Annotated in this window: 14 protein-coding genes; 8 read left to right on the plus strand and 6 right to left on the minus strand. The window is 74.5% G+C overall.

What is annotated here, in order from left to right; all coding sequences use genetic code 11:
* The first annotated feature begins 169 nt into the window (after positions 1–169).
* Both WMF33_RS16545 and WMF33_RS16550 read left to right on the plus strand, forming a co-directional pair.
* On the plus strand, positions 170–1300 hold the full coding sequence (locus tag WMF33_RS16545) for a D-alanine--D-alanine ligase family protein (protein WP_437338040.1): 1131 nt from the start codon (positions 170–172) through the stop codon (positions 1298–1300).
* Between the two features lie 2 nt (positions 1301–1302).
* Positions 1303–2646: a GNAT family N-acetyltransferase gene (locus tag WMF33_RS16550; RefSeq protein WP_437338041.1), complete on the plus strand. Its 1344-nt coding sequence runs from the start codon at positions 1303–1305 to the stop codon at positions 2644–2646.
* 42 nt (positions 2647–2688) lie between these two features.
* Here the strand turns inward: WMF33_RS16550 and WMF33_RS16555 are convergent, their stop codons facing one another.
* On the minus strand, positions 2689–3732 hold the full coding sequence (locus WMF33_RS16555) for a serine/threonine protein kinase (RefSeq protein WP_061623916.1): 1044 nt from the start codon (positions 3730–3732) through the stop codon (positions 2689–2691).
* Positions 3733–4041: 309 nt separating this feature from the next.
* Here WMF33_RS16555 and WMF33_RS16560 point away from each other — a divergent pair, with 309 nt between their 5' ends.
* Positions 4042–4461: a TerB family tellurite resistance protein gene (locus tag WMF33_RS16560; RefSeq protein ID WP_437338042.1), complete on the plus strand. Its 420-nt coding sequence runs from the start codon at positions 4042–4044 to the stop codon at positions 4459–4461.
* A gap of 689 nt (positions 4462–5150) precedes the next feature.
* A complete protein-coding gene (locus WMF33_RS16565) occupies positions 5151–6182 on the plus strand; it encodes a serine/threonine-protein kinase (RefSeq protein ID WP_437338043.1) in 1032 nt (343 codons plus the stop codon).
* A gap of 63 nt (positions 6183–6245) precedes the next feature.
* Here the strand turns inward: WMF33_RS16565 and WMF33_RS16570 are convergent, their stop codons facing one another.
* A complete protein-coding gene (locus tag WMF33_RS16570; RefSeq protein WP_437338044.1) occupies positions 6246–7265 on the minus strand; it encodes a hypothetical protein in 1020 nt (339 codons plus the stop codon).
* Between the two features lie 570 nt (positions 7266–7835).
* On the opposite strand from WMF33_RS16570, the gene WMF33_RS16575 reads away from it, so the two are divergent.
* From WMF33_RS16575 to WMF33_RS16585, 3 genes are all read left to right on the plus strand, one after another.
* A complete protein-coding gene (locus tag WMF33_RS16575) occupies positions 7836–8948 on the plus strand; it encodes an S-(hydroxymethyl)glutathione dehydrogenase/class III alcohol dehydrogenase (RefSeq protein WP_437338045.1) in 1113 nt (370 codons plus the stop codon).
* Positions 8949–9240: 292 nt separating this feature from the next.
* Positions 9241–10782 carry an aminopeptidase gene (locus WMF33_RS16580; RefSeq protein ID WP_437338046.1) on the plus strand — a complete coding sequence of 514 codons (1542 nt, stop codon included), beginning with the start codon at positions 9241–9243 and terminating at the stop codon, positions 10780–10782.
* Positions 10783–11182: 400 nt separating this feature from the next.
* Entirely contained in the window at positions 11183–11905 is a 723-nt protein-coding gene (locus tag WMF33_RS16585) for a type II toxin-antitoxin system RatA family toxin (RefSeq protein ID WP_437338047.1), read from the plus strand.
* A gap of 78 nt (positions 11906–11983) precedes the next feature.
* Here the strand turns inward: WMF33_RS16585 and WMF33_RS16590 are convergent, their stop codons facing one another.
* The 4 genes from WMF33_RS16590 to WMF33_RS16605 all read right to left on the minus strand — a co-directional run bounded on the left by WMF33_RS16590 (position 11984) and on the right by WMF33_RS16605 (position 20774).
* Positions 11984–13675 carry a right-handed parallel beta-helix repeat-containing protein gene (locus WMF33_RS16590; RefSeq protein ID WP_437338048.1) on the minus strand — a complete coding sequence of 564 codons (1692 nt, stop codon included), beginning with the start codon at positions 13673–13675 and terminating at the stop codon, positions 11984–11986.
* A 52-nt stretch (positions 13676–13727) separates the two neighbouring features.
* Positions 13728–14621, minus strand: coding sequence for a LysR family transcriptional regulator (locus WMF33_RS16595; protein ID WP_061623921.1), 894 nt, complete (start codon positions 14619–14621; stop codon positions 13728–13730).
* A gap of 188 nt (positions 14622–14809) precedes the next feature.
* Entirely contained in the window at positions 14810–16060 is a 1251-nt protein-coding gene (locus tag WMF33_RS16600) for a hypothetical protein (protein ID WP_437338049.1), read from the minus strand.
* A 76-nt stretch (positions 16061–16136) separates the two neighbouring features.
* Positions 16137–20774 (minus strand): DUF2339 domain-containing protein, encoded by a 4638-nt coding sequence (locus WMF33_RS16605; protein WP_437338050.1) that lies wholly within the window; start codon positions 20772–20774, stop codon positions 16137–16139.
* A 295-nt stretch (positions 20775–21069) separates the two neighbouring features.
* On the opposite strand from WMF33_RS16605, the gene WMF33_RS16610 reads away from it, so the two are divergent.
* A complete protein-coding gene (locus tag WMF33_RS16610; RefSeq protein WP_437338051.1) occupies positions 21070–21336 on the plus strand; it encodes a hypothetical protein in 267 nt (88 codons plus the stop codon).
* Positions 21337–21359 lie beyond the last annotated feature (23 nt).

The following is a 21359-nucleotide window of genomic DNA, read 5'->3' on the forward strand; positions in this document are numbered from 1 at the left end:
GCCACTTGCATGCACGGATTCCGTCGCCTTCGCATCTCCTTCGACGAGGCGCTCTCTCCACGTTTCGGCTCGAACGGCCGGGCCCCGCGTCGCTCTCCGAGCGCGGCGCCGCTGTCGCGCGCTCATGTGCCCTGCGCGGGCGCGCGGCGCCGTGGCCCGGAGGCGCGCGGTGCCTGAGCCCCGGATACTGCTCCTGTCCAACAGAGACCCGGAGGAGGCGGTCGACGAGCCGCCACTTGCGCAGCGGGTGGGGAGCGGCCGCCTCCGGCTCGGCCGCGAGGACGGCAGCGCGGCCGTCGCCGAGAGCGTCCTCGCGACGCTCGCCGCGGCCCCGGGCGCGCGCGTGGCGCACCGGCCCGTGCTCCGGCCGAGCGAGGTGCTCGCGGCGATCGGCGATCATCGCCCCGACGTGATCTTCAACCTGTGCGAGGCGCTCGACGGCGACAGCCGCCACGAGGTCATGTGCGCGTGGCTGCTCGCGGGGCTCGACCTCCCCTTCACGGGCAGCGATCACGTCGCGCTCCGGAGCTGCCTGCACAAGGCCGAGGCGAACCGCATCCTCGCGCGCGCCGGCGTGCGCGTGCCCGAGACGGTGCGGGTCGACGGTCCGGATCGCATCCCCGACGTCGCCTTCCCGGCCATCGTCAAGCCGGAGCGCGAGGACGGCTCGACCGGGATCGACCGGGGCTCGGTCGTCCGCGATCGCGCCGCGCTCCGCGACCAGGTGGCCGCGGTCGTCGCGCGGTGCCGCCAGCCGGTCGTGGTGCAGCGCTACGTGCACGGGCGGGAGCTCTCGGTCTCGCTGCTCGGCTGGCCCACGCCGCGCGTGCTGCCGCCCGGCGAGATCACCTTCCAGGGCCTGCCCGAGGGGCACCCGCACGTCGTCACGTATGAATCGAAGTGGCGCCCCGAGACGGCCGCGTCGATCGGCACGCCGTCGACCGCGGCGGTGCTGCGGCCGCTCGAGCTGCGCCGGGTCGTCGCGGTCGGCCGCCGCGCCTTCGAGGTGCTCGGGCTGCGCGACTACGGCCGCGTCGACGTGCGGCTCGACGAGCGCGGGACGCCGTACGTCATCGACGTCAACCCGAACTGCGACCTCTCGCCGGACGCCGGCTTCGCGCGCGCGGCGGCGCGCGCCGGCCTCTCCTACGCCGACGTGATCGGGGAGATCCTCCGCGCCGCGCTCGCCCGCGGCCCGCGCCAGGGCGATCTGCTCCGCGCGCGCGGCCGCGCCCCGGCGCGGGGCCGCGCGCGCCCCGCCGCGCGCAGCGCCCTCGCCGCCGCGCCCGAGGCGCCGTGATCATGCAGCGCGGCCTTTGCGCCGAAGACCGGCCGCTCATCGCGGAGCTGCTCGAGTCGCTCCCGGCGTTCACGGCCGACGAGCGCGCGGTGGCGCTGGAGCTCGTCGACGCGACGCTGGCCCAGCCCTCGTCGGACGGCTACCGGTTCGTGCTGAGCTTCCAGGGCGCGCCGGGCGGCGGCGGAGCGCCCCGGCTGGCGGGGTACCTCTGCTACGGCCGCACGCCGATGACGCAGTCCACGTACGACCTGTACTGGATCGCGACCTCGCCGGACTTCGCGCGCTCGGGGGTGGCGCGCGGGCTCGTCGCCACCATGGAGAGCGAGATCGCGCGCGAGGGCGGCGGCCTCGTGCGCGTGGAGACGGGCAGCCGGGAGGGGCACGGCGCGGCGGTGCGCTTCTACGACGCGGTGCAGTTCGCGCGGGCGGCGGTCATCGACGACTTCTACGCGCCGGGCGACGATCTCATCATCTACACGAAGCGGGTCGCTCCTGCGCGCGCCTCGGCCGCGCCGCCGGCCGGCAGGGGGGCGGGCGCCGCCTCGCCGGCCGCGCCGCCCGCGCCGGGCGAGCCGGCGCTCTACGACGCGGCCTTCGGCTACCGCGACTACGCCGCGGAGCGCGACTTCCTGCTCGCGTGCGCGCGCCGCTTCGGCGCCCGCCCGGTGCAGCGCGTGCTCTCGTGGGCGTGCGGGCCTGCGCGGCACCTGGAGGCGTTCGCCGAGCTCGGCGTCGGCTGCGCCGGCGCGGACGGCTCCGCGGCGATGATCGCCTACGCCGAGCGCGCCGCGTGCGCCCGCGGCGCCGGCGCTGGCGTCCGCTTCCATTGCGCGGAGCTCGACGAGCGCCCCGACGTCGCACCGGTCGATCTCTCGTTCGTGCCGCTCTCGGCGATCCACCAGCTGGCCACGCCGGCGGCGCTCGAGCGCCACCTCCGGCTCGCGGCCTCGCTCCTCTTGCCGGGCGGCGTCCACGTCATCGAGGCGACGCACCCGGCCGATCTCACGCCGTCCGGCGTGAACCGGACCGAGTGGACCGAGCTGCGCGGCGAGCAGTCGATCGACGCGCGGTTCCGCATCCACACCGAGCGGGCCACGCCCGATCGCGTGGTGCCGGTGAGCCTCGAGGTGGTGTGCTCGGCCCGGCGCAACGGCGGCGCGCCGCGGGAGCTCTCGTCGTTCCGGCAGGAGGCGACCTGGTACATCCCGGACCTGGCCGGCTGGCGGCGCGTCGCGGAGCGGGTGCCGGAGCTCTCGCTGGTCGCGACGCTCGGCGACTTCAACGTCGACGTGCCGTTCGAGCACGCCGCCGCGTGGCGGCTGATCCTCGTGCTGAAGCGCGTCTGATCGCCCCCCGGCGCCGCGCGGCGCTCCCCGCCGGCGCGCCGCTCAGTTCAGGTCCCAGAAGTACTTGCCCCCGCTCGGCGGCGGCTCGTCCTCGCCCCCGTCGGGCCCGCCGCCGTCCCCAGAACGCGCGATCTGCATCACTTCCTCGAGCGAGCTCGCCTCGTCGCGCCAGTACGCTTCCGTGCCGAAGTGCGGGAAAGTCCTCGGGAAAATGGGATCGTGCCACCGCCGCGCGATCCAGGCGGCGTAGTGGATCAGGCGGAGCCCTCGCAGCGGCTCGATCAGGGCGAGGGTCGAGCGGTCGAAGCGGCGGAGCTCCTCGTAGCCCTCGATGAAGAGCTCGCGCTGCCGCCGGGCGGTCGCGTCGCGGCCCGGGAGGAGGAGCCAGAGGTCTTGCACGGCGGGGCCGACGACCATGTCGTCGAAGTCGAGCACGCGGAGGGCGCCGTCGCGGAGGAGCAGGTTGCCCGGGTGCAGGTCGCCGTGGATGCGGTGCACGTCGACGCCGCGCAGGCGCTCCTCGGCCGCGTCGGCGACGGCACGCGCGGCCGCGAGGTACCGCGGCGCGACGGCGGCGGGGATGACCTTGCGCTCGGCGAGCCAGCCGAGGTCCTCGCGCGCGTACGAGTCGGCGGAGAGCCGGACGCGGTGCTCGGCGGTCCGCTGCGCGCCCACGTTGTGGATGCGGGCGGCGAGCCTGCCGAGGCGCACGAACAGCTCGTCCCCGAGCTCGTCGGGGGCGCGGCCGCCCATGCGCTCGAAGAGGCAGTACTGGATGTGGTCGATCTGCTTGAGCGTCTCGCCGTCGGGGAACGGGCGCGTCGGGCAGACGGGGATCTCGGCGTCCGCCAGCTCGGCGAGGAACCGGTGCTCTTCGAGGATCTGCTCGCGGGTCCAGCGCCCTGGCCGGTAGAACTTCGCGACGATGCGGGTGCGGTCCTCGAGCTCGACCTCGTAGACGCGGTTCTCGAACGAGTTCAGCGGATAGCAGACGCGGTTGCAGAGGACGCCTGCGGCCTCGACGGCCTCGATCACCTTGTGCGGGGTCAGCGAGAGGAAGAGGTCGGTCGGAGTGGTGGAGGTCATGGTGGGGGCGTCGAGGTGGGGGAGGGTTCGGGTGGGGGAGGCGTCGCGTGGGGGTGAGGACCGCGGTCGCGGGGCTGATGTATCTGACCGTGGAGTTGAGCACCAACCGGCGCCGCGCTCGATGAGAAGTTTCGCCGCGCGCTCCCGGACTCCCTGGATCCCGGCGGCGACCGCGGCGCGGCGCTCGACGGGCAGATCCAGGCAGCGCGCCGCCCGCTCGCCGCCGGGCCGAGCGCCCCGGCGGCGAGCGGGCGGGCGCGGTGGCGCTGTGTCCCGTGGGGTCGTGATACGCTAGCCTCGGATCGCATGATGGAAGAAACGCAGCTTTCCTTTCCTCACCTCGAGCTCAGCAAGCTCGAGGCGATGGTCGAGATCATGTTCCTCGCCGCGTACGCTGACGGATCCATCAACGAGGCCGAGCGCGCCGAGCTCACGGCGCACGCGGCGGCGATGAGCGCGGGCCGCCTCGGGGCGGAGGTCGTCGAGTCGCTCATCTCGATCATCGAGCGCTCGGTGCGGGAGGAGGGCAGGAATGGCCGCTTCGCGGCGCTCCGCGCGCGCCTGCCCGACGTGCGGATGCGCGAGGCCGCGATCGAGCTGGCGGTCCGGCTGGTCGCCGCCGACGGCGTGATCCACGAGAGCGAGCACGCGCTGCTCGTCGAGGCGGCGAGGGCGCTGGAGGTGCCGATCGCGTTCAAGGGGCGCGTCGCCTCCGGTTCGGCGCGCTGAACCGCGCCGAACCGCGCGACGCGCGCGGGCGGCGGCCGCGCCGCGAGCCGGGGGTGGGGTTCACTGTGGATGGCGAGCTGGTGCGCGACTTCCCCGCCTCGTCCGCGACCGAGCCCGGCGCGCTGGTCGGCCCCGGCCACGCGCCTCACGCTGCCGAGGGGCAGGGGGGCTGACACCCGACGCCGATGTGCTCGTCCTCCCCAGGGACCGGGCGCAGGGAATGCGCTCTGCTACAACCCTTGCGCCGCTGGCCGTCGCGCGCTGTCCGGGGCCGCTCCAGGCGGCGCCCGGAGGGCGTGAGGCGCGCTGATGGCGAGGGGCACCGGATCTGAGGTCTCGACCCCGCACCTCGGCGCCGCGGCGGGCGCGAAAGAGGCGCATTTGCGGCGGTTTTTGTCGGCCTGATCCTTGCAATATCGTGGGCCGGAGGGCCAGAGGGCCAAAGCAAGGTCATGGACACCCGACGAACCGACAGCTCCACGACGCCACATGGCGCATCGATGGATCCCGCCTCGAATCGCTCCCGTCCCCCGAGCGGGGGCAGAGCTTCTTCTCCGCGCGCGTACCGCTCGCCGCGATCTCCGCGCTGGTCTTCGGCGCACCGCCCCCCGTTCGATCCCGTCGATTTCCGGACGTCAGGCCGGCTGTCGCGGCCGTCCGCCTCGGTACGGCGTCCTGGCGGCGAGGTCGTGCCGCTGGAGCCGGCGAGCGACACCCCCGCCCCGGCCAGCGTGCCGCCTGCCACGCTGCGGGCGGGGCTCGCGGGCGTGTCGCCTGCCGTCGCCCTGCCGGCTCCGGCGACCGACGCGCCGGCCGCCGCGCTGCGGCGCTACGCCCCAGGCGACGTCCTGGCGGGGCGCTATCGCCTCACGGAGCCGATCGGGGAGGGCAGCATGGGCGCCGTCTGGAAGGCGCGGAATCTCGCCCTGAACCTCGATGTCGCGCTGAAGCTCATCCGTCGTGATTGCGCGGTTCCGGAGGCTGCTTCGCGGCTGCTCAAGGAGGCGCAGGCGACGGCGCGCGTGTCCCACCGGGCGGCGGTGCGGGTGTTCGATCTCAGCTTCACCGAGGAAGGGGAGCCGTTCGTGGTGATGGAGCTCCTCCAGGGCCGGTCGCTGGCCCAGGTGGTGGCCGAGTCGGGCGCGATGTCGCCCATCTCCGCGGTCCAGCTGCTCCTGCCCGTGATCGGGGCGCTCAGCGCCGCGCACGGCGCGGGGGTCGTGCACCGGGACGTGAAGCCCGCGAACATCGTGCTCGTGCGCGACGGCCGCCGGACGGTCCCCAAGCTGATCGATTTCGGGATCGCCTTCACGGACACGCGCGCGGTGGACGGCGGGCAGAAGGAGGCGCTGGTCGGGAGCCCGGCCTACATGGCGCCCGAGCAGGTCCGCGGCGGGCAGGAGTCGGACGCGCGCTCCGACGTGTGGAGCGTGTGCGTGGTGCTCTACGAGCTCGTGAGCGGCCGGCGGCCGTTCGGCGGGCCCGGGAGCATCTCCATCGTGCACGACGTGCTGCGGGTCGATCCGCCGCGTCCGGAGGCGTTCGAGGCGCACCCGCGGCTCTGGGAGATCATCGAGCGGGGGCTGGCCAAGTCCCCCGACGGGCGGTTCCCCGCGATGGCGTCGCTGGGGCGGGCGCTGGCCCAGTGGGCGATCGCGGCCGGGGTCGCCCACGACGTGACGGGGGCTTCGCTCGTCGATTACTGGCTGCCCTCTTCCTGATCCCAGCGCCGAGACGTCGGCGCTCCCCGCGCCGCGCGAAGAGCTGCCTCTCGTCGGGCCGGCTCAGTACTGCACGTCGCAGCCTTTCGAATCGGCGAAGGCCTTCATGGTATCGAGCTCGGTCGGGGTCGCGTCGCCGTAGGCCCAGCTGATCGCGCCGGCATAGCCCTGGCTGTACCAGCTCTCCAGGAGCATCGACAAGGTGGCCGTGGCCAGGCCGGCGACGGGGAAATCGGCCATGACGACCGGTTTGTCGGTGATGCCGTAGTCCGCGGGCGACTGGTTGTAAGGCCAGTAGCGGTTGACCCGGTCGTTCATGTGAAATGTGTAGAAATCGACGTCGGTGGTCGTCCACGCGCGCGCCCACTTCATCGAGGCCGAGCCGATCGTGATGAGCGCCCTGCTCTCCGCGCGCAATACCCCGATCGTGTCGCGGAGGAAGGCCTCCATCCGCTCGTGCGCGATCGGCTCCACCTGGGGATCCGGGTCGTAGTCGGGGTCGCCGTACGGGCTCGGGCCGGTCATGGCCAGCTCGGGCTCGTTGATGACGTCCCAGGCGACCATCCGGTGCCGGTACGGGCTCTGCTCGACCGCCTGGGCGAGCGGCCTGACGACGTTCTCCAGGAGCGCCGCGCGCCGCGCGGCGTCCGTCACGAGCGGGGCAATGCCGACCGTCCTCACGTCGGCGTCGACCCGGGTCGCATGGAAGTTGTCGAAGGAGAAGAGACAGAACATGAGGTGGACGTCCGCCTGCTCGGCGAGCTCGAGCGCCTTCTCGACGTCACCCCGCGTCGTCCCGCCGAGGCCGGTCGGGTTGTCGTTCGCGTCGAAGACGACGCCCTCACCCCGCAGCTCCGGCAGCATCCACCACCGCACGACGCTCGCCCCGTGCGCGCGGATGCCGGCGAGGTTCTTCGCATGCGTCTCCGCCTCGGCCGCGACGCCGCGCTTGTCCCACGCGGCGATGCCGCCGAAATCGCCGGCGAAGTTGTGCCACGCGTAGTTCATTCCGAACATGAAGCGCGTCTCGCAGCCGATCTTGATTCCACCCTTCTCCGCAGGGCACTCGTCGACACACTCCATGACGCCGCCCAGCCCGCCTTGCCCGCCGCCCAGGCCCCCCTGACCGCCCTCGGAGGGGGCGCTCCCCCCGCCGCCGTCCTCGCCCGCGGCCGCGTCTCCAGGCGATCTGCCCCCTGAGCAGGCGGCGAGGGACAGCGCGGCTGCTGCGGTGAGGGCGCGGTGACCGGGTATGCGACGAGCGGTGCGCATAAGGATAACGGAGCGATGGTACGCTCGCCGGTCCACGAGCGCCATCCGAATCCCTGCCTCGCCGGCCGAGAGCAGCCTCTCGCGAGGTCGCGTGAACGACGCGCAATGCCTCTGCACGACAGAGGTCGTCTGCCCCACGAGCGGCGCGCGTCGCTGTGGGGCGGAGTGGGAGCGCGCCAGGCCGGGCGCGCGGGCGGGGCCGCCGAAATGGGGGCGAGCGGGCCGCGCCGGCGCGCGCCGCGACGCGAGCGGGCGGGGCGGTGGCGCGGGGCGGGGCCGGCCGGGTCCCCCTTGAAACCTGCTTCCCCGGCCGGCTATTGGAGGGGCTCGGGCGCCGCTCGGGCCCCGAACGCCCCGCTTGCGGGAGGAGAACCACCGATCATGAAAGCGCGCGCAGCCGTGGCCCACAAGGCCGGCGAGAAGCTCACGGTCGAGGACGTCCAGGTGGAGGGCCCTCGCGAAGGCGAGGTCCTCATCGAGATCAAGGCCACCGGCGTCTGCCACACCGACGCTTACACCCTCTCGGGCAAGGATCCGGAAGGCCTCTTCCCCGCGATCCTCGGCCACGAGGGCGCGGGCGTCGTCGTCGACGTCGGCCCGTCGGTGAAGAGCGTCAAGAAGGGCGATCACGTCATCCCCCTCTACACGCCCGAATGCCGGCAGTGCTCTTACTGCACCAGCGGAAAAACCAACCTCTGCCAGGCCATCCGCGCCACGCAGGGCCGAGGGCTCATGCCGGACGGAACGAGCCGCTTCTCGATCGGCAACGAGCGGATTCACCATTACATGGGCACGTCGACGTTCTCGAGCTTCACCGTCCTGCCCGAGATCGCCGTCGCCAAGATCCGCGAGGACGCGCCGTTCGACAAGGTCTGCTACATCGGCTGCGGCGTGACGACGGGTATCGGCGCCGTCATCAACACCGCGCAGGTGCGGCCCGGCGACAACGTGGTGGTCTTCGGCCTCGGCGGCATCGGGCTCAACGTGATCCAGGGCGCCCGGATGGCCGGCGCCGACCTCATCGTCGGCGTCGACATCAACCCGAAGCGCCGTGAGCTGGCCGAGAAGTTCGGCATGACCCACTTCGTCAACCCGAACGAGGTGCAGGGAGATCTCGTGCCCTATCTCGTCGACCTGACCCGGGGCGGCGCCGATTTCAGCTTCGAGTGCATCGGCAACGTCAAGGTCATGCGCCAGGCGCTCGAGTGCTGCCACAAGGGCTGGGGGACGAGCATCATCATCGGCGTCGCCGGCGCCGGCGAGGAGATCTCCACGCGCCCGTTCCAGCTCGTCACCGGGCGCGTCTGGAAGGGCACCGCGTTCGGCGGCGCCCGGGGGCGCACCGACGTCCCCAAGATCGTCGACTGGTACATGGAGGGCAAGATCAAGATCGACGAGCTCATCACCCACACGATGCCGCTCGACGACATCAACCGCTCGCTCGACCTCATGCACAGCGGCGAGTCGATCCGCAGCGTCGTGCTCTTCTCCTGAAGCGCGCCTCTCCGTCGCTCCTCTCGCTCCTCTCGCTCCGATTCCCCTCCATTCCCGACCACGAGCGCTCGCCCGCGCCGCGCGAGGAGGGAGCGCGGCCGGCGGTGGCGCTCGGCCGCGACCGTGACCGTCGGGGCGGACGCGCGCGTCATCGCGCCTGCGGGCGAGCCGCGGCGCGGGCACGCGGCGGCCGGCCACGTCCGGCCAGCGGCCATCGGGGCAGGTGTCGGTACCCTGCCGGGCGGCGACGGATGCTGCAAAAATGCTGACCCCTGTGACATCATCCGCCGCCATGGTGCATGTCACTTCGCTGGCGGGGTTGCCCGCGAACGCCCTCGCCGAGTCGACCTCGGCGACCGCGGGCTGCGATGCTGTCGTCCTCGTCGCGCCGTCGCCGATCGCGAAGCACGCAGGGGGGCTCGGGCCCGCGATCGGCGCGGTGGTCGAGGCGGCCGCGCGCGTCGACTGCGCACTGGAGGGCAAGTGTGCGCCGCTCGTCCTGCCGGCGCCCGGCGTGCCCGGCGGGCGTCTGGTGCTCGCGCCGGCGGGGGCGCTCTCGGAGGACATCGACGACGTCCGCTCCATCGCGGAGGCGGCGGCGGCCGGCTTCGCGCGGGCGGTGGAGGCGGGGGCGAGCCGGCCGCTGCTCGTCGTGCGCGCGCCGTCCACGCCGCGGTTCGCGCGGGCGATCGAGGTGGGCGCCCTGGCGGCGCTCGGGAGCCAGTGGACCCCGCTGGAGGCGCGGGAGGCGGAGATGGCCCCGCGCTCGGCCGAGTCGCTCGCGGTGCTCGGGCTGCCCGAGCCGCGCGCCCGCGAGATCGCGGCCATCGAGGTCGGCCGCGCGCTCTGCCGCGACATCACCGGCACCGAGCCGGAGCGGATGGCGCCCCGCCGCGTCGCCGAGATGTGCGAGGCGGCGTTCGCCAGGACGGGCGTGCTCGTCAAGATCGAGCGCAACGTCGACGACTACCCGCTCATCAGCGCGGTCTCGCGGGCGTCGCGGGTGGTCGAGCGGCACCGGCCGTGCGTCGTGCGGCTCGACTACCGGCCTCGCGGGGAGATCCGGCGCACCGTGATGCTCGCGGGCAAGGGCGTCACCTACGACACCGGCGGCGTCGACCTGAAGACCGACGGGCACATGGCCGGGATGTCCCGCGACAAGGGCGGCGCCGGCGCGGTCGCCGGGCTCGTGCGCGCGGCCGCGGCGCTCGGCCTGGAGGGCGTGCGCATCGTCGGGCTGCTCGGGCTCGTGCGCAACAGCATCGGCGAGGAGTCGTACGTCAGCGACGAGATCATCCGCAGCCGCGCCGGCGTGCGCGTGCGGATCGGCAACACCGACGCCGAGGGGCGCCTCATCCTGGCCGACCTGCTCGCGCTCGGGCGGGAGCTCGCCATGAGCGGCGCCGCCGACCCGATCCTGTTCTCGGTCGCGACGCTGACGGGGCACGTCTACCGCGCCCACGGGCCGTACACCGGCGCGATCGGCAACGCCGCCGCCCGGCCCGAGCTCGACCGGCTCGACGTCCTCGCGGAGCGCTGGGGCGAGCCGATGGAGCGCGTGCGGCCGCGGCGCGAGGACTACGCGTTCGTCGCGCCGCGGTCGAGCGCCGAGGACGTGGTGTCGTCGAACCGCCTCGCCTCGGTGAACACGCCGCGCGGCCACCAGTTCCCCTTCGCGTTCCTCGACATCGCCTCGGGGCTCAAGGGGGGTACGCTCCCGTTCATCCACCTCGACATCGGCGGCGTCAGCGTCGAGTCCGCAGACTGGCAGTTCGGCCGCCCCACCGGCGTCCCCATCCCCAGCCTAACCGCCTACCTCTCTGGTGAATCTTAGGGGCACACCCGCTTCGGAGACGGGCCCACCTCGGCCTTTTCGGTGCTCGGCGTACAGGAAGTACGCCTGCGCGCCGAAAACGCCGATCTGGGCCCGTCTCCTGTGCGGGTGTGCCCCGGCAACCGTCGGGGGAGAGAGAGGGAGAGGGGAGAGAGGTGGACGGAATTGGCGGGGAGAGAGTCGGCTGGATTCGGAGGGGTCTTCGGAGGGGACGGGGGTGTGCGCGTGGGGCGCTTTAGGGGGGTAGGGAGGGTTCCCTGTTCTCCGGGGGCGAGCGGGGGGCGGTGGGGAGGGGATCCGTTCTTGGCGGCGGGGTGGGGTGGGGCCTGAGCGTTGATGTGCGGAGCGGTATCAGCGCCGGAGGGCGGCGGCGGGCACGTCGCTGGCAAGCTCGGCGGTCATGGGGAGAACTCGCTCGACCACCATCGCCCATCGCGCCCTGATCCCGCCCTCGCTCTCCGGAGGACTCGCGCTCGCGATCGCCGCGTGCGGCGCCGGTGAACAAGGGAGCACCCTGGATGCACCGAGCCTGCCGCTGACACAGCGCGACAGCGGAGATGTCCTGCCGGCCGCCGCCAGCGACGACGGAGGCGAGCGCGCGCAGCCGGCGCCGGACGCCGCAGGGATCGCGAGCGTGGCGGTCCCGATCGGCAGCACCGGGTTCTCGCGCGGAAGGTCGACGGCCGTCGTCAAGGCCCCGCTGGAGCGCGTGCGCGCCACCGTGCTCTCGTTCGAGCGCTATCCGGAGTTCATGCCGCACTACAAGAAGTGCCGTGTGCTCGGGCGCACGCCCGCAGGCGGATGGGATATCTACATGGAGGTCTCGGCGCTGCAGGGCGCCGTCACGATGTGGGCGCGAATCGAGTTCCAGAAGGCCGCCCTCGTGGACGGGGTCGAGACCTACTCGTCACGCTTCGTCGCCGGCAACGTGAAAGACCTCCAGGCCACCTGGCAGCTGGAGAAGATCGACGCCCGGACGACGCGCGTGTCCCTCGAGGTCTTCCTCCGGCCGAAGCTGCCGCTGCCGAAGAGCCTCCTCAACGCAGAGAACCTGGACGGCTCGGCGCGCGCCGTCGCGGCCGTCCGGGCGCGCGCCGAGCAGGCGCAGGACGGGAACCGCTGACGCGCGCCGGAGCGAGGCCGGCGAGGCGAACGCCGAGCGGCGCGGCTCTCTCCGGAGGCGCGACGTCCGCGTCTCGCCTCAGGGCATCCGGACGCTGAGGTTGTCCACCGGCCCCCACGGGCCGTCCGGGGGAGGGGCGCCGAGCGTCCACTTGCGGATCGGCGTCCCGGGGGGCAGGCCGACGTAGCTGTGGCGGTGGCGAGACCCGTTCAGGTGCGCCCGGTTGCCCAGGAAGGCGCTCAGCCCGGCGGGATCCTCGTTCTGGATGCCGTAAAGCGTGTTCCCCGACAGCGTGTTTCCCTCGACCAGCGCGCGCGCGCAGCCCCGCAGCCAGATCCCTTTCCCGTCGTTGTTGGCGGCATTGCACCCGACGATCCGCGCGTCCTTCTGCCGGTCGAGCAGGAACCCCGCCCCCTTCCGCGGGTCGCCGCGCGACGGACCGGCGTCGACCGGCGGGGCCGGGGGCTGCACGAACAGGGGGGCGCGGTGCACCGTGTTGCCGTCGGCGATGCAGTCGATGAACGCGTTGCCCTCGCCGCCCACGAGGCCGCCCCCCGGGTCCGCGAGCGGCGCCGACGCGATGAACCCGGCCGCGAGGCCGTCGTTCTCGGCCGTCCCGCTCGCGTTCCTGTTGCCCAGGGCCACGCAGCGCCGCAGCACCACCTGGCCGGTCGCGTGGAGCGCGAAGCCGGCGGCGGGCGCGTTCGCGCCCACGCTGTGGTTGCCCAGCGCGCGGCAGCGCTCGATCGACGCGCGGAACACCGCCCGGCCGATGCGGAAGCCGAGCGCGGAGAAATCGCGGACCGCGTCGGCGGACGCGGCCGGGTTCGCGTTGTAGTTCCCGTCCGCCTCGCAATCGACCATCTCGAGGTTGTTCGTGGTCGAGACGTTGAATCCGCACGCCCGGTTGCCGGTGAGCGTGAAGTTCCGGTTCGCCCGGCAGCGCAGGAACTTGTAATTCTCGCCCCAGGCGAAGAAGCCGGCCGGCTCGCCGCCCGACGTGTTGTCGTGCGCCTCGCAGTCCTCCACGAGCACGTTCCGGCAGATGACGAAGTCGGCGCCGACGACGTTGAACTGCACCCCGCTCGGCTCAGCGCTGGTGTTCGCCGTGCGGTTGAACACGCACCGCTTGACCTCCACGTCGTCGCAGAACAGGACGAGCGCGCCCAGCGTCACCACGAAATCGAGCCGGCTCGTGTTCTCCGAGCACACGCAGTCGAGCATCCGGATGTCGGACGCAAAGGCGATGTTGCCCTCCGCGTCCTGCGCGCCCATCACGAAGATCCCGCCGTTGCGGCACAGGAAGGTCGTGTCGATCACCCCGTCGCCGCCGCACCGCCTGACCGACAGGCCGATCAGATCCACCTGGCAGCACGCCTTGGTGACGATCCCCACCCCCTGGACCCCGAGCACGCTGCCGTTCTTGATGACGAGCCGCCGACGCCCCTCGGCGTAGACGCCGACGTTCCCGGAGACGACCTCGCCCCGGCACGGCCGCGCGCTCGGATCCGGGGCGCGGGCGGGCGCCGGAGGGTCGATCTGCCGCAGCGTCCTCCCGCACAGGTCCAGCGTGACATCGTCGCTGGCGATCGTGATCGCCCGCGCGTTCTCGTCCGCCGCCACCCAGTCGACGTCCTCGACCAGCGCGTAATGACCAGGCGCCGTGATGACGAAGGGGACACGGCGGGTCGGGTCCGGTCCGCCGTTGATGTCCTGCGCCGTGATCGGCGTCCTGCGGCAGCACGCGCCGCCGTGGGGGGGCTCGCTCATGATCCTCGGCCGGGAGTCTACCCGAGGCCGCGGCGCGCCGGGGCCGGCGCGCTCACTGGATCGGCACGGCGCGCAGCGACTCGGCGAGCTTCGCGTAGAGCGAGCTCCGCGGGTCGTCGCGCCGGTAGACGAGCCGGAAATGATCGCGCGCGAGCGACGCCGACGGGAGGAGCCGCTTCAGCTTGCCGCCGCGGAGCTCGGCGGCGACCATGTGGAGCGGCAGCACGGCCACGCCCTCGCCGGCGAGCACCAGCGTCTTCATCGCGGCGCCGAGCCCCACCCAGCGGTGGCGCGCGAACGCGAAGCGGCCCACGCCGCCCGCCTGGTCCGCGAGGTACCGGAACAGCGGCATGGTCGCGTCGACGTCGAGCAGGCAGTGCCGCGAGGCGTGCTCGGCGCGGGAGAACGGCGCGCGCCGCAGCAGCCTGGGCGAGGCCACGAAGGCGTAGCGCTCCTCGTGCAGCGTCTCCGCCGCGAGGCTCGCGGCGCTCCAGCGGGCGCTCGTGACCACGCAATCGACGCTGCGATCGGAGAGGCGCCGCAGCAGATCGTCGGAGGCGCCGAAGTAGAGGTGGAGGATGAGCTCGGGGCGCCGCCGCGTCAGCGCGCCGAGCTGGGGGACGATCCACGACATCCCGAGCTCGAAGCGCGTGCCGAGCGTCAGCTCGACCGGGGCGGGCGCGGGGCTCATCGCGCCGCGGAGGCAGTCCTCGGCGAGGGCCAGGCACTGGCGGGCGCGCGGCAGCAAGGCGAGCCCCTGCGGCGTGAGGTGCACCCGCCGGGTGGTCCGCTCGAACAGCGGCGCGCCCACCTGCTCCTCGATCTGCCGGATGCGCTGGCCGAACGCCGCGGGGCTGAGCGCGACGGCGCGCGCCGCGGTCCGGAAGTTCAGCGTCCTCGCCGCGGCCTCGAAGCAGGCGAGGTTCTCCAAGGACGGGAGCCGCATGGCCGCATTGTATCGCCCAGCGCAACAATCCAGGCGGTGAAATATCGATCCGCGATCCGCAGGCGCGGGAGTCGCCGGCGCGGTCGTGGGACGCCGACGCGTGGTCACGCGGTCGCGCGGGGCGCTGCGGGGGCGCACGGCCGCGCGCGCGGCGCCGCCGGGGTGCGGCCGGGAGGCGGCCGCCGGCGTTACTGGGGATCCTCGACGGGCGCGGTCCCGACCGCGACCGTGCCGCCGTTCGCGACCCACCTGAAGCCGTCGACGAGCGCGGTCGAGTCGAGATCCGCGTCGCCGGTGTCGAAGATCATGAACCGCAGCTTGAGCTCCTCGCCGCCTTTCACCGGGGCCTGCGTGCGGAGCCAGCCGGTCGCGCCGGCGTCGTCCCACAGGCCGAACCCGGTGCCCTCGAGCTCGTCGGCCCCGAGGTCGCACCCTTCGCAGACATCGAAGAAGCCGATGTTGACGCTGACCGGCTTGCCCAGGCTATCGAACGAGAGGTTGCCGTTGAGCGACCCGGGCGGGGCCGGCGTGGCCAGCGCGAGGAACTGATCGTTGAAGTGGTCGCAGATGAACTCCGGGTATTCGAAGGTGTAGAACTTGAACGCGAACTCGTAGCCGGTCGCGTTCGTCGGCGTGCGGATGACGAGCTCGAGGCCGATGTCGTCGTTGATGTTCGACGAAGGAGGGCAGTCCGGGTTGTCCTGCGGGAAGCCGGGCGGCGCCTCCCCGGGGCCGTAGTTCGTGCAGCTCGGCATGTTGCACGCGCCCGGCCAGTGGGCGATCCGGGCGCGGCCCGTGGACAGGACGAGCATGCGGTCCCCGCCCTGCACGCGCACGTTCGGGCCGAACGAGTCGAGCACGCCGACCGCCGGCGTGGGCTCCGCGCGCGAGCCGTCGCCGCGCACGTACGCCGCGCTCAGCACGCCCCACCTCCTGTCGCCGGGCGACGCCTTGGCGCAGAGGTCGACGGCGTGAGCCCCGTGCATGGCGTCGAAATCGGCGGGCGCGATGTTCCGGTCGCACGTCGGCGGCACGTTGTCGATCTCGCCGTCGCAGTCCTCGTCGGCCGGCTCGGGCACGACGCCGGTGTCGTCAGGCTCGGTGATCGCGACCTCGAGGGCGCCCGGGTTGACGTTCGCGTCGTCGTCGTTGCAGTCGCCGTCCTCCACGGTGAACCCGTCACCGTCGTTGTCGCGCTGCTCGGGCTCGCTGCTCGGCGCGCCGCCGTGGCCGAAATCGATCCCCGAGCTCGCCCCCGCGGGGCTCCCGCCGGCGCCGGCCTCCGCCGTCGTGGCGCTCGTCGCGCCCCCGCCCACGCCCCGGCCGACCGCGCCGGGCCCCTGCTGGTCGCGCGACGCGGCGGAGCACCCGCTCGACGACCAGAGCGCCGCCCCGACGCTCGCGCAGAGACCCAAGTAGATGAAGCGCCGGCCTCTCATGGTGCATCCCTCGATGGTCGCTCGGACCGCCGGAGGGCCCTCGTGTTTCCGGCTGCCCGTCGCACATCCAATCCCATCACGGCCGCGGCTCCCTGTCTGCTGCTCCCTGCCGCGAGGGCACGGACCCGTCGTCCGGCGTCTCGGCCCCTCGCCGCAGGAGGCGCGCGGCCCACGCAGCGAGCGCCAGCAGCCCGAGGGCCAGCGCGACCCCGATCGGCGCGCGGTGTCGCTCGGTGAACGGGAGGTCGCGGGCGACCGGGGCGGCGCCGAAGCCCGGGTTGGCCTGCGCGGCGCCGAGCCTCGCGGCGACGGGCGGACGCTCGCGCTCGACGCGGTCGAGCACGTCGCCGAGGTCGTAGCGAGGGCGCTTGCCGAGGGCGTCGCCGACGTAGAGCCGGTGCGGACCGGGCTGGGCGGCGCGGAACACGATCTCGCGGGCCCGCACCTCGCCCTGCGCGCCCGAGAGGGAGAGCGGCGCCGAGTCGCCGTCGTGGATCGTGAGGCGGAGGAAGCGCTTCCGCGTCGGGCTCAGCGGGATCCGCGTCGACGCGAGCGCCGGCCCGGCCTCGCCGCGCGGGCGGATCCGATGGATCTGGCCGCTCCCCACGGCAGGCCAGACCGCGCGGTAGGTGGTCGAGGCGACGTCGACCCGGCGGCTGAACTCCGGCGTGGCGACGTCGAGGAGGACGGCGTGCAGCGGCGCGCCGTCGGCGCCGGCGTCGAGCGTGACCAGGGTCGCCTGCGCGTCGGCGTCCCGCCGCGTCTCGACGATCGCGAGCGGCAGCTGCGCGGCCTTCTCGGCGGCGGCCGGCGGCTCGCACGCGACGGTGCCGCCCGTGATCCGGACGTCCGCGGCCGCCCCGGGCGCCGGGGCGCGCTCGGGGACGAGGCGGATCCGGACGAGGGCGGCGCGCGAGAGGGGATAAGCCACCGAGAGGTGCTCGACGGCCTCGGCGCCCTGCGGGATCCGGTACACGTAGGCGCCGCGCGCCACCTCGCTGAGCGATCTCGGGTCCGCGCCGGTGTCGACGCGCGCCTCGCGGAGGAAGCTGCCGCCGAGGACGCTGAGCTCGACCCGGCAGTGGCGCGTACCGGGCGCGTCGAGGGCCCAGGTCGCGTGCGCCACGCCGGCGGCGTCGACGCCCGGATCGAGCATCGTGGCGGCGATCCGCCCGGAGGAGGGGGAGGCGCCCGTCTCGCGCAGCACGTACGGCACCTCGGCGCCGTCGGGCCCGGCGATGCGGACGTCGGCGAGCAGGTCCTCGGCGCGGCTCTCGCGGTAGAGGTCGAGATCGACGTCGATGCGGTGGTCGCCGGCCGCGTCCACGCCGTCGATGGGCCGGACGAGCGCGTGCCTCTCGGTCGGCAGCGGCGCGACGGTCTGCGCCCCGGAGGGCCGCGCGAGGCCGGTCGCCGCGAGCAGCGCGAAGAGCCCGGCCGCGCCCCTCGGCCCGGCGCGCAGGAGCGTCACGAGGCGCCGGCCGAACCGCGCGTAGAGGAACCCGCCGCCGACGAGCAGCGCGCCGACGCCGGTGAAGAGCGCGATCTGGTAGATGCGCTCCACGTGCCAGACGTCCCACGCCACGAGCTTCGCGATCGTGACGGCGAACAGCGAGAGCCCGGCGTACCGGTGGAAGGCGTCGCGCGCCGCGAACCCCGCCGTGAGCAGCGCGATGGCGGCGAGCGCGAGCACGAGCGTCGTCGCCATGGCGAGGCTGCCCTGCTGGCCCTCGAGGGCGGCGCGATGCTGCACGGCGAACTCGGCGAACTCGGCCGCGTCGAGCGGGGCGGGGGGCGCGGGGGGCAGCGCGGTGATCGCGCTCCGCACCTCGATGACGACGGTCGCGAGGAGCAAGGCGTACCCTGCGCCGAGCGCCGTGAGCCCCGCGGCGCGGAGGTCGGCGCGCGCGGGGTGGACGGCGCGCCCGGCGGTCTCGGCGCGCGCGACGCCGGCGCGGGACAGCAGGCGGCCTGCGGCCAGCAGGGCCGCGCTCACGCCCGCGAACGCGTACGCCCTCGCGTTGAGCAGGACCGGGACGGCCATGACCCCGTCGCGGCCGCGCGTGTCGAACCAGGTCGTCACGAGCGCCTCGGTCTCGACCCGATCGACGCCGAGCGCCCGCGCGAGGGCGGCGAGGAAGAGCAGCGAGGTGACGACGAGCCAGGCGCGCTCGCCGGTGCGCGCGGCGATGGCCGCCGCGACCGCCGCGAGGATGCCCCAGACCACGGTGACCGTGGCCCCGCCGAGCCCGAAGGCGACGGCCGCGGCGAACAGCGCGAGGGCCTGCCCGAGGAGCAGGGCGACGCGATCGGCGGCGCGCGCCGCGCCGGCGCGCAGGAGCGCCGCGCCGAGCGCGAGGTCCAGGGCGCCGGCGACGGCGGTGAGCAGCGCGCGGAGCGTCGGCGTCTCCTCGGGCGTCGCGCCCAGCGCGGCCGCGACGAACCCGAGCGTCGCCACGCTGGCGGCGAGCGCGCCGGACCAGGCGAGCGCCGTCGCGCCGGGCTCGCGCGGGCGCCGCGCGGAGGCGCCCACGGCGCCGAGGAACACGAGCATGACGAGCGCCGACGCGCCCAGGAAACCCGCGTCGACGGCCGCCGGCGCGGCCGCGTCGTCCGGCGCGAGCGCGCGCGGCGCCGCCGCCGCGAGCGCGCCTGCCGAGGCGACCGCCGCGACGAGGAGCAGGGCAGGGAGCTCGGCGCGCGCGGCCATCCACGCCGCGACGGCGGCGGCGCCCGCGATCGCGACCGCGAAGAGCGCCGGCTCGGGCTCGAGCAACAGCATGCCCGCGGTGCAGGCGAAGAGCGCCGCGCCGGCCGAGCACGCGACGGCGGTCCTCCGATCGAGGCGGCCGAAGGCCCCGGCGCCGCGGAGCCAGCCGGCGAGGTAGACGAGCGTCCAGAGCGCGACCAGCGCGGCGAGCGCCGTCCGGTGCGGCGCCGGCGCGTCCGCGAACGTCGCGGCGAAGGCGAGGAAGGCGGAGCCCATCGGCGCCAGCAGCCAGCTGCGCTCGCCGAGCGCGCGCAGCGCGACGGTCGCCGCGATCGCGAGCGCGATGGCGGCGGCGGCGAGCGCGCGCGGGGCGTCGAAGAGCAGCGCGCCCGCGCCTGCGTGCGCGAGCGCGAGCGAGGCGGCGGCGAGCGCGGTGGCGTCCGCGGGCGCCGCGCCGGGGACGGTCGCGGCCGCGCCGCTGGCGGCGGTCGGGGCAGGCGCGGCGCCGGGAGCGGCGCCCGGGGCGGACGCCGCGCCGCTGGCGGCGGTCGGGGCAGGCGCGGCGCCGGGAGCGGCGCCCGGGGCGGACGCCGCGCCGCTGGCGGCGGTCGGGGCAGGCGCGGCGCCGGGAGCGGCGGTCGCGCGGCGCGCCCACAGCGCGCGCAGGAGGCCCTGCAAGGCCGCGAGCCCGACGAACGCGAGCGGCACGGCGCGGGCGGCGAGCGGGAGGTAGGGCCCTGGGAGCGCCTGGCCCGGCGCGTCGAGCCAGGGCAGCGCGCTCGGGTCTCCGCCGTCCGGGGGAGCGCTCGCGTCGAAGTGCCGATCGTACCAGCCCCAGAACAGCGCCGCGTGGCCCGCGAGCGCGAGCCAGGGCGCGACGCGGAAGCCGAGCTTCGCGGCCACCGCGTGGACGACGCTCGTCATGAGCAGGAGGTAGCTGAACAGGACGAGCGGCCGGTCCTGCCCGGTCGAGAGCATGACCGGGTTGAGGAACCCGGCGACGAGGGAGAGGATCAGGATCGCCTCGCCGCGGTGGCGGAGCGCGAGCGCGGCGCCGAGCAGGAGGAGCACCGTGTCGGCCGCGAAGGCGGCGGGGATCGGGATGAGCTCGTACAGCGCCGCGCTCGCCCACACCGACACGATCAGGACCGCGAGCCCGAGGCCGATGAGCGCGTGGACGAAGCGGCGCTGCGTTCGCCCGCGGAGCACCTCGGCCGCCGCGAGGAGCGCGGCGCCGGTCACGGCGCCGATCGCCACGCGCCCGAGGGGCCCGATCCAGGCGTTGTCCGAGGCGTATTTGAAGAAGAAGAGCGCGCCGAGCAGGAAGGTTGCCGCGCCTGCGCGGGTGAGCCAGGTGAGGCCGAGCCTCTCCTCGATGGTGGGTGTCTCCGGGCCTGCGTGGCGCGCGGCCGAGGCGGCGCCGGCGGCGCTCTCGTCGAGCGGCGCGGCGAGGCGAGGCGGGAGGGGGGCGGCGGTCTCCGGGAGCGCGATCGCCGGCGGCACGCCGGCGGCGTCGGTGGTGACGTCCGGGAACGCGATCCCCGGCGGCGCGCCGGCAGCGCCGAGCCCAGGATGTGCGCCGGCGCCGAACGCGGGCGCCGCCCCTGCGCCGAACGCAGGCGCCGCCCCTGCGCCGAACGCGGGCGCCGCCCCTGCGCCGAACGCGGGCGGTGCTCCGGCGGACCCCTCGTCGATCGCGGGCAGCGCGCTTGCGGCCCCGGTGGCCGCAGGGGGCGCGACCGACGGCGGCGTGAGGGCGTCCTGGGCAGCTCGCGCCGGCTCCACGGGTTGCGCGTTGCGCGGGCTCTCCACTGCGGCGGTCGGCTCGGGGCGCCCGCGCTGCCCGGAGAGCTCGGCCAGCCGGTGCTCCAGCGCGTGGATCCGCAGCAGCAAATCCTCGTTGCGCCGGTTGGCCCGGACGGCGAACACGAAGGCCACCAGCGGGGCAACCAGGAGATAGCCGACGAGCGCGAGCCCGAAAAAGACGACGATTCCTGCCCCCATGAGGGCTTCGTAGCATGGGGCGCCTGTCGCTGGCGCCGCCCGTCCGCGCGATGACGCCTGCGCTGTTCACGCTGCCCCTGCCGACGGCCCACCCGCGCCTGCGACACCTTTCGGCGCGCGCTGGGACTGGAGTAAGGTGCACCCCCATGAGGAACACACGCCTGCCTGATCGCCCGGCCCGGGGCGCCTGCTATCTTCCCCGTGTTCCCGGACGGCGGCGTTGCTCGGGGGGGGAGCGCGGCCATTCGGGAACAGTTCTTTTGTCCTCTCGCCTCGCTGCTCCGGAGACCTCGCGATGCTGAAGCACCCGACGGTCTCGGCATGGCAGCGAGATCACGAGGAAGGTGGGTATACCGCCGAGATCAACGGCTGGACCTTGCGGGTCCGCTGGAGACCGGAGCGCCCGGGCGAGCTCCGTGGCTTCGTGTGGGAGGCCGTCGATCCGTCGGGGAACAAGGTCGCCTCGAGCGAGATCCACGAGGAGATCGAGGTGGCGATGGCGTACGCCGAGGAGCGCGCCGCCCCCGATCCGAAGAAGCACGGGTCGAAGACCGTCGACTGAGGCGCGCGCCCCGCGGCGGCGCG

Origin of the sequence: Sorangium sp. So ce394 (genome assembly GCF_051474665.1) — a bacterium.
Lineage (GTDB): Bacteria > Myxococcota_A > Polyangia > Polyangiales > Polyangiaceae > Sorangium > Sorangium cellulosum_D.

Excerpts from the sequence above, each read along its gene's own strand:
- WMF33_RS16595 (WP_061623921.1), bottom strand. The coding sequence starts at position 14,621 with ATGCGGCTCCCGTCCTTGGAGAACCTCGCCTGCTTCGAGGCCGCGGCG.
- WMF33_RS16610 (WP_437338051.1), top strand. The coding sequence starts at position 21,070 with ATGCTGAAGCACCCGACGGTCTCGGCATGGCAGCGAGATCACGAGGAA.
- WMF33_RS16570 (WP_437338044.1), bottom strand. The coding sequence starts at position 7,265 with ATGGAGTGTGTCGACGAGTGCCCTGCGGAGAAGGGTGGAATCAAGATC.
- WMF33_RS16555 (WP_061623916.1), bottom strand. The coding sequence starts at position 3,732 with ATGACCTCCACCACTCCGACCGACCTCTTCCTCTCGCTGACCCCGCAC.
- WMF33_RS16600 (WP_437338049.1), bottom strand. The coding sequence starts at position 16,060 with ATGAGAGGCCGGCGCTTCATCTACTTGGGTCTCTGCGCGAGCGTCGGG.
- WMF33_RS16575 (WP_437338045.1), top strand. The coding sequence starts at position 7,836 with ATGAAAGCGCGCGCAGCCGTGGCCCACAAGGCCGGCGAGAAGCTCACG.
- WMF33_RS16580 (WP_437338046.1), top strand. The coding sequence starts at position 9,241 with ATGGTGCATGTCACTTCGCTGGCGGGGTTGCCCGCGAACGCCCTCGCC.
- WMF33_RS16585 (WP_437338047.1), top strand. The coding sequence starts at position 11,183 with ATGGGGAGAACTCGCTCGACCACCATCGCCCATCGCGCCCTGATCCCG.
- WMF33_RS16550 (WP_437338041.1), top strand. The coding sequence starts at position 1,303 with ATGCAGCGCGGCCTTTGCGCCGAAGACCGGCCGCTCATCGCGGAGCTG.
- WMF33_RS16590 (WP_437338048.1), bottom strand. The coding sequence starts at position 13,675 with ATGAGCGAGCCCCCCCACGGCGGCGCGTGCTGCCGCAGGACGCCGATC.
- WMF33_RS16560 (WP_437338042.1), top strand. The coding sequence starts at position 4,042 with ATGGAAGAAACGCAGCTTTCCTTTCCTCACCTCGAGCTCAGCAAGCTC.
- WMF33_RS16605 (WP_437338050.1), bottom strand. The coding sequence starts at position 20,774 with ATGGGGGCAGGAATCGTCGTCTTTTTCGGGCTCGCGCTCGTCGGCTAT.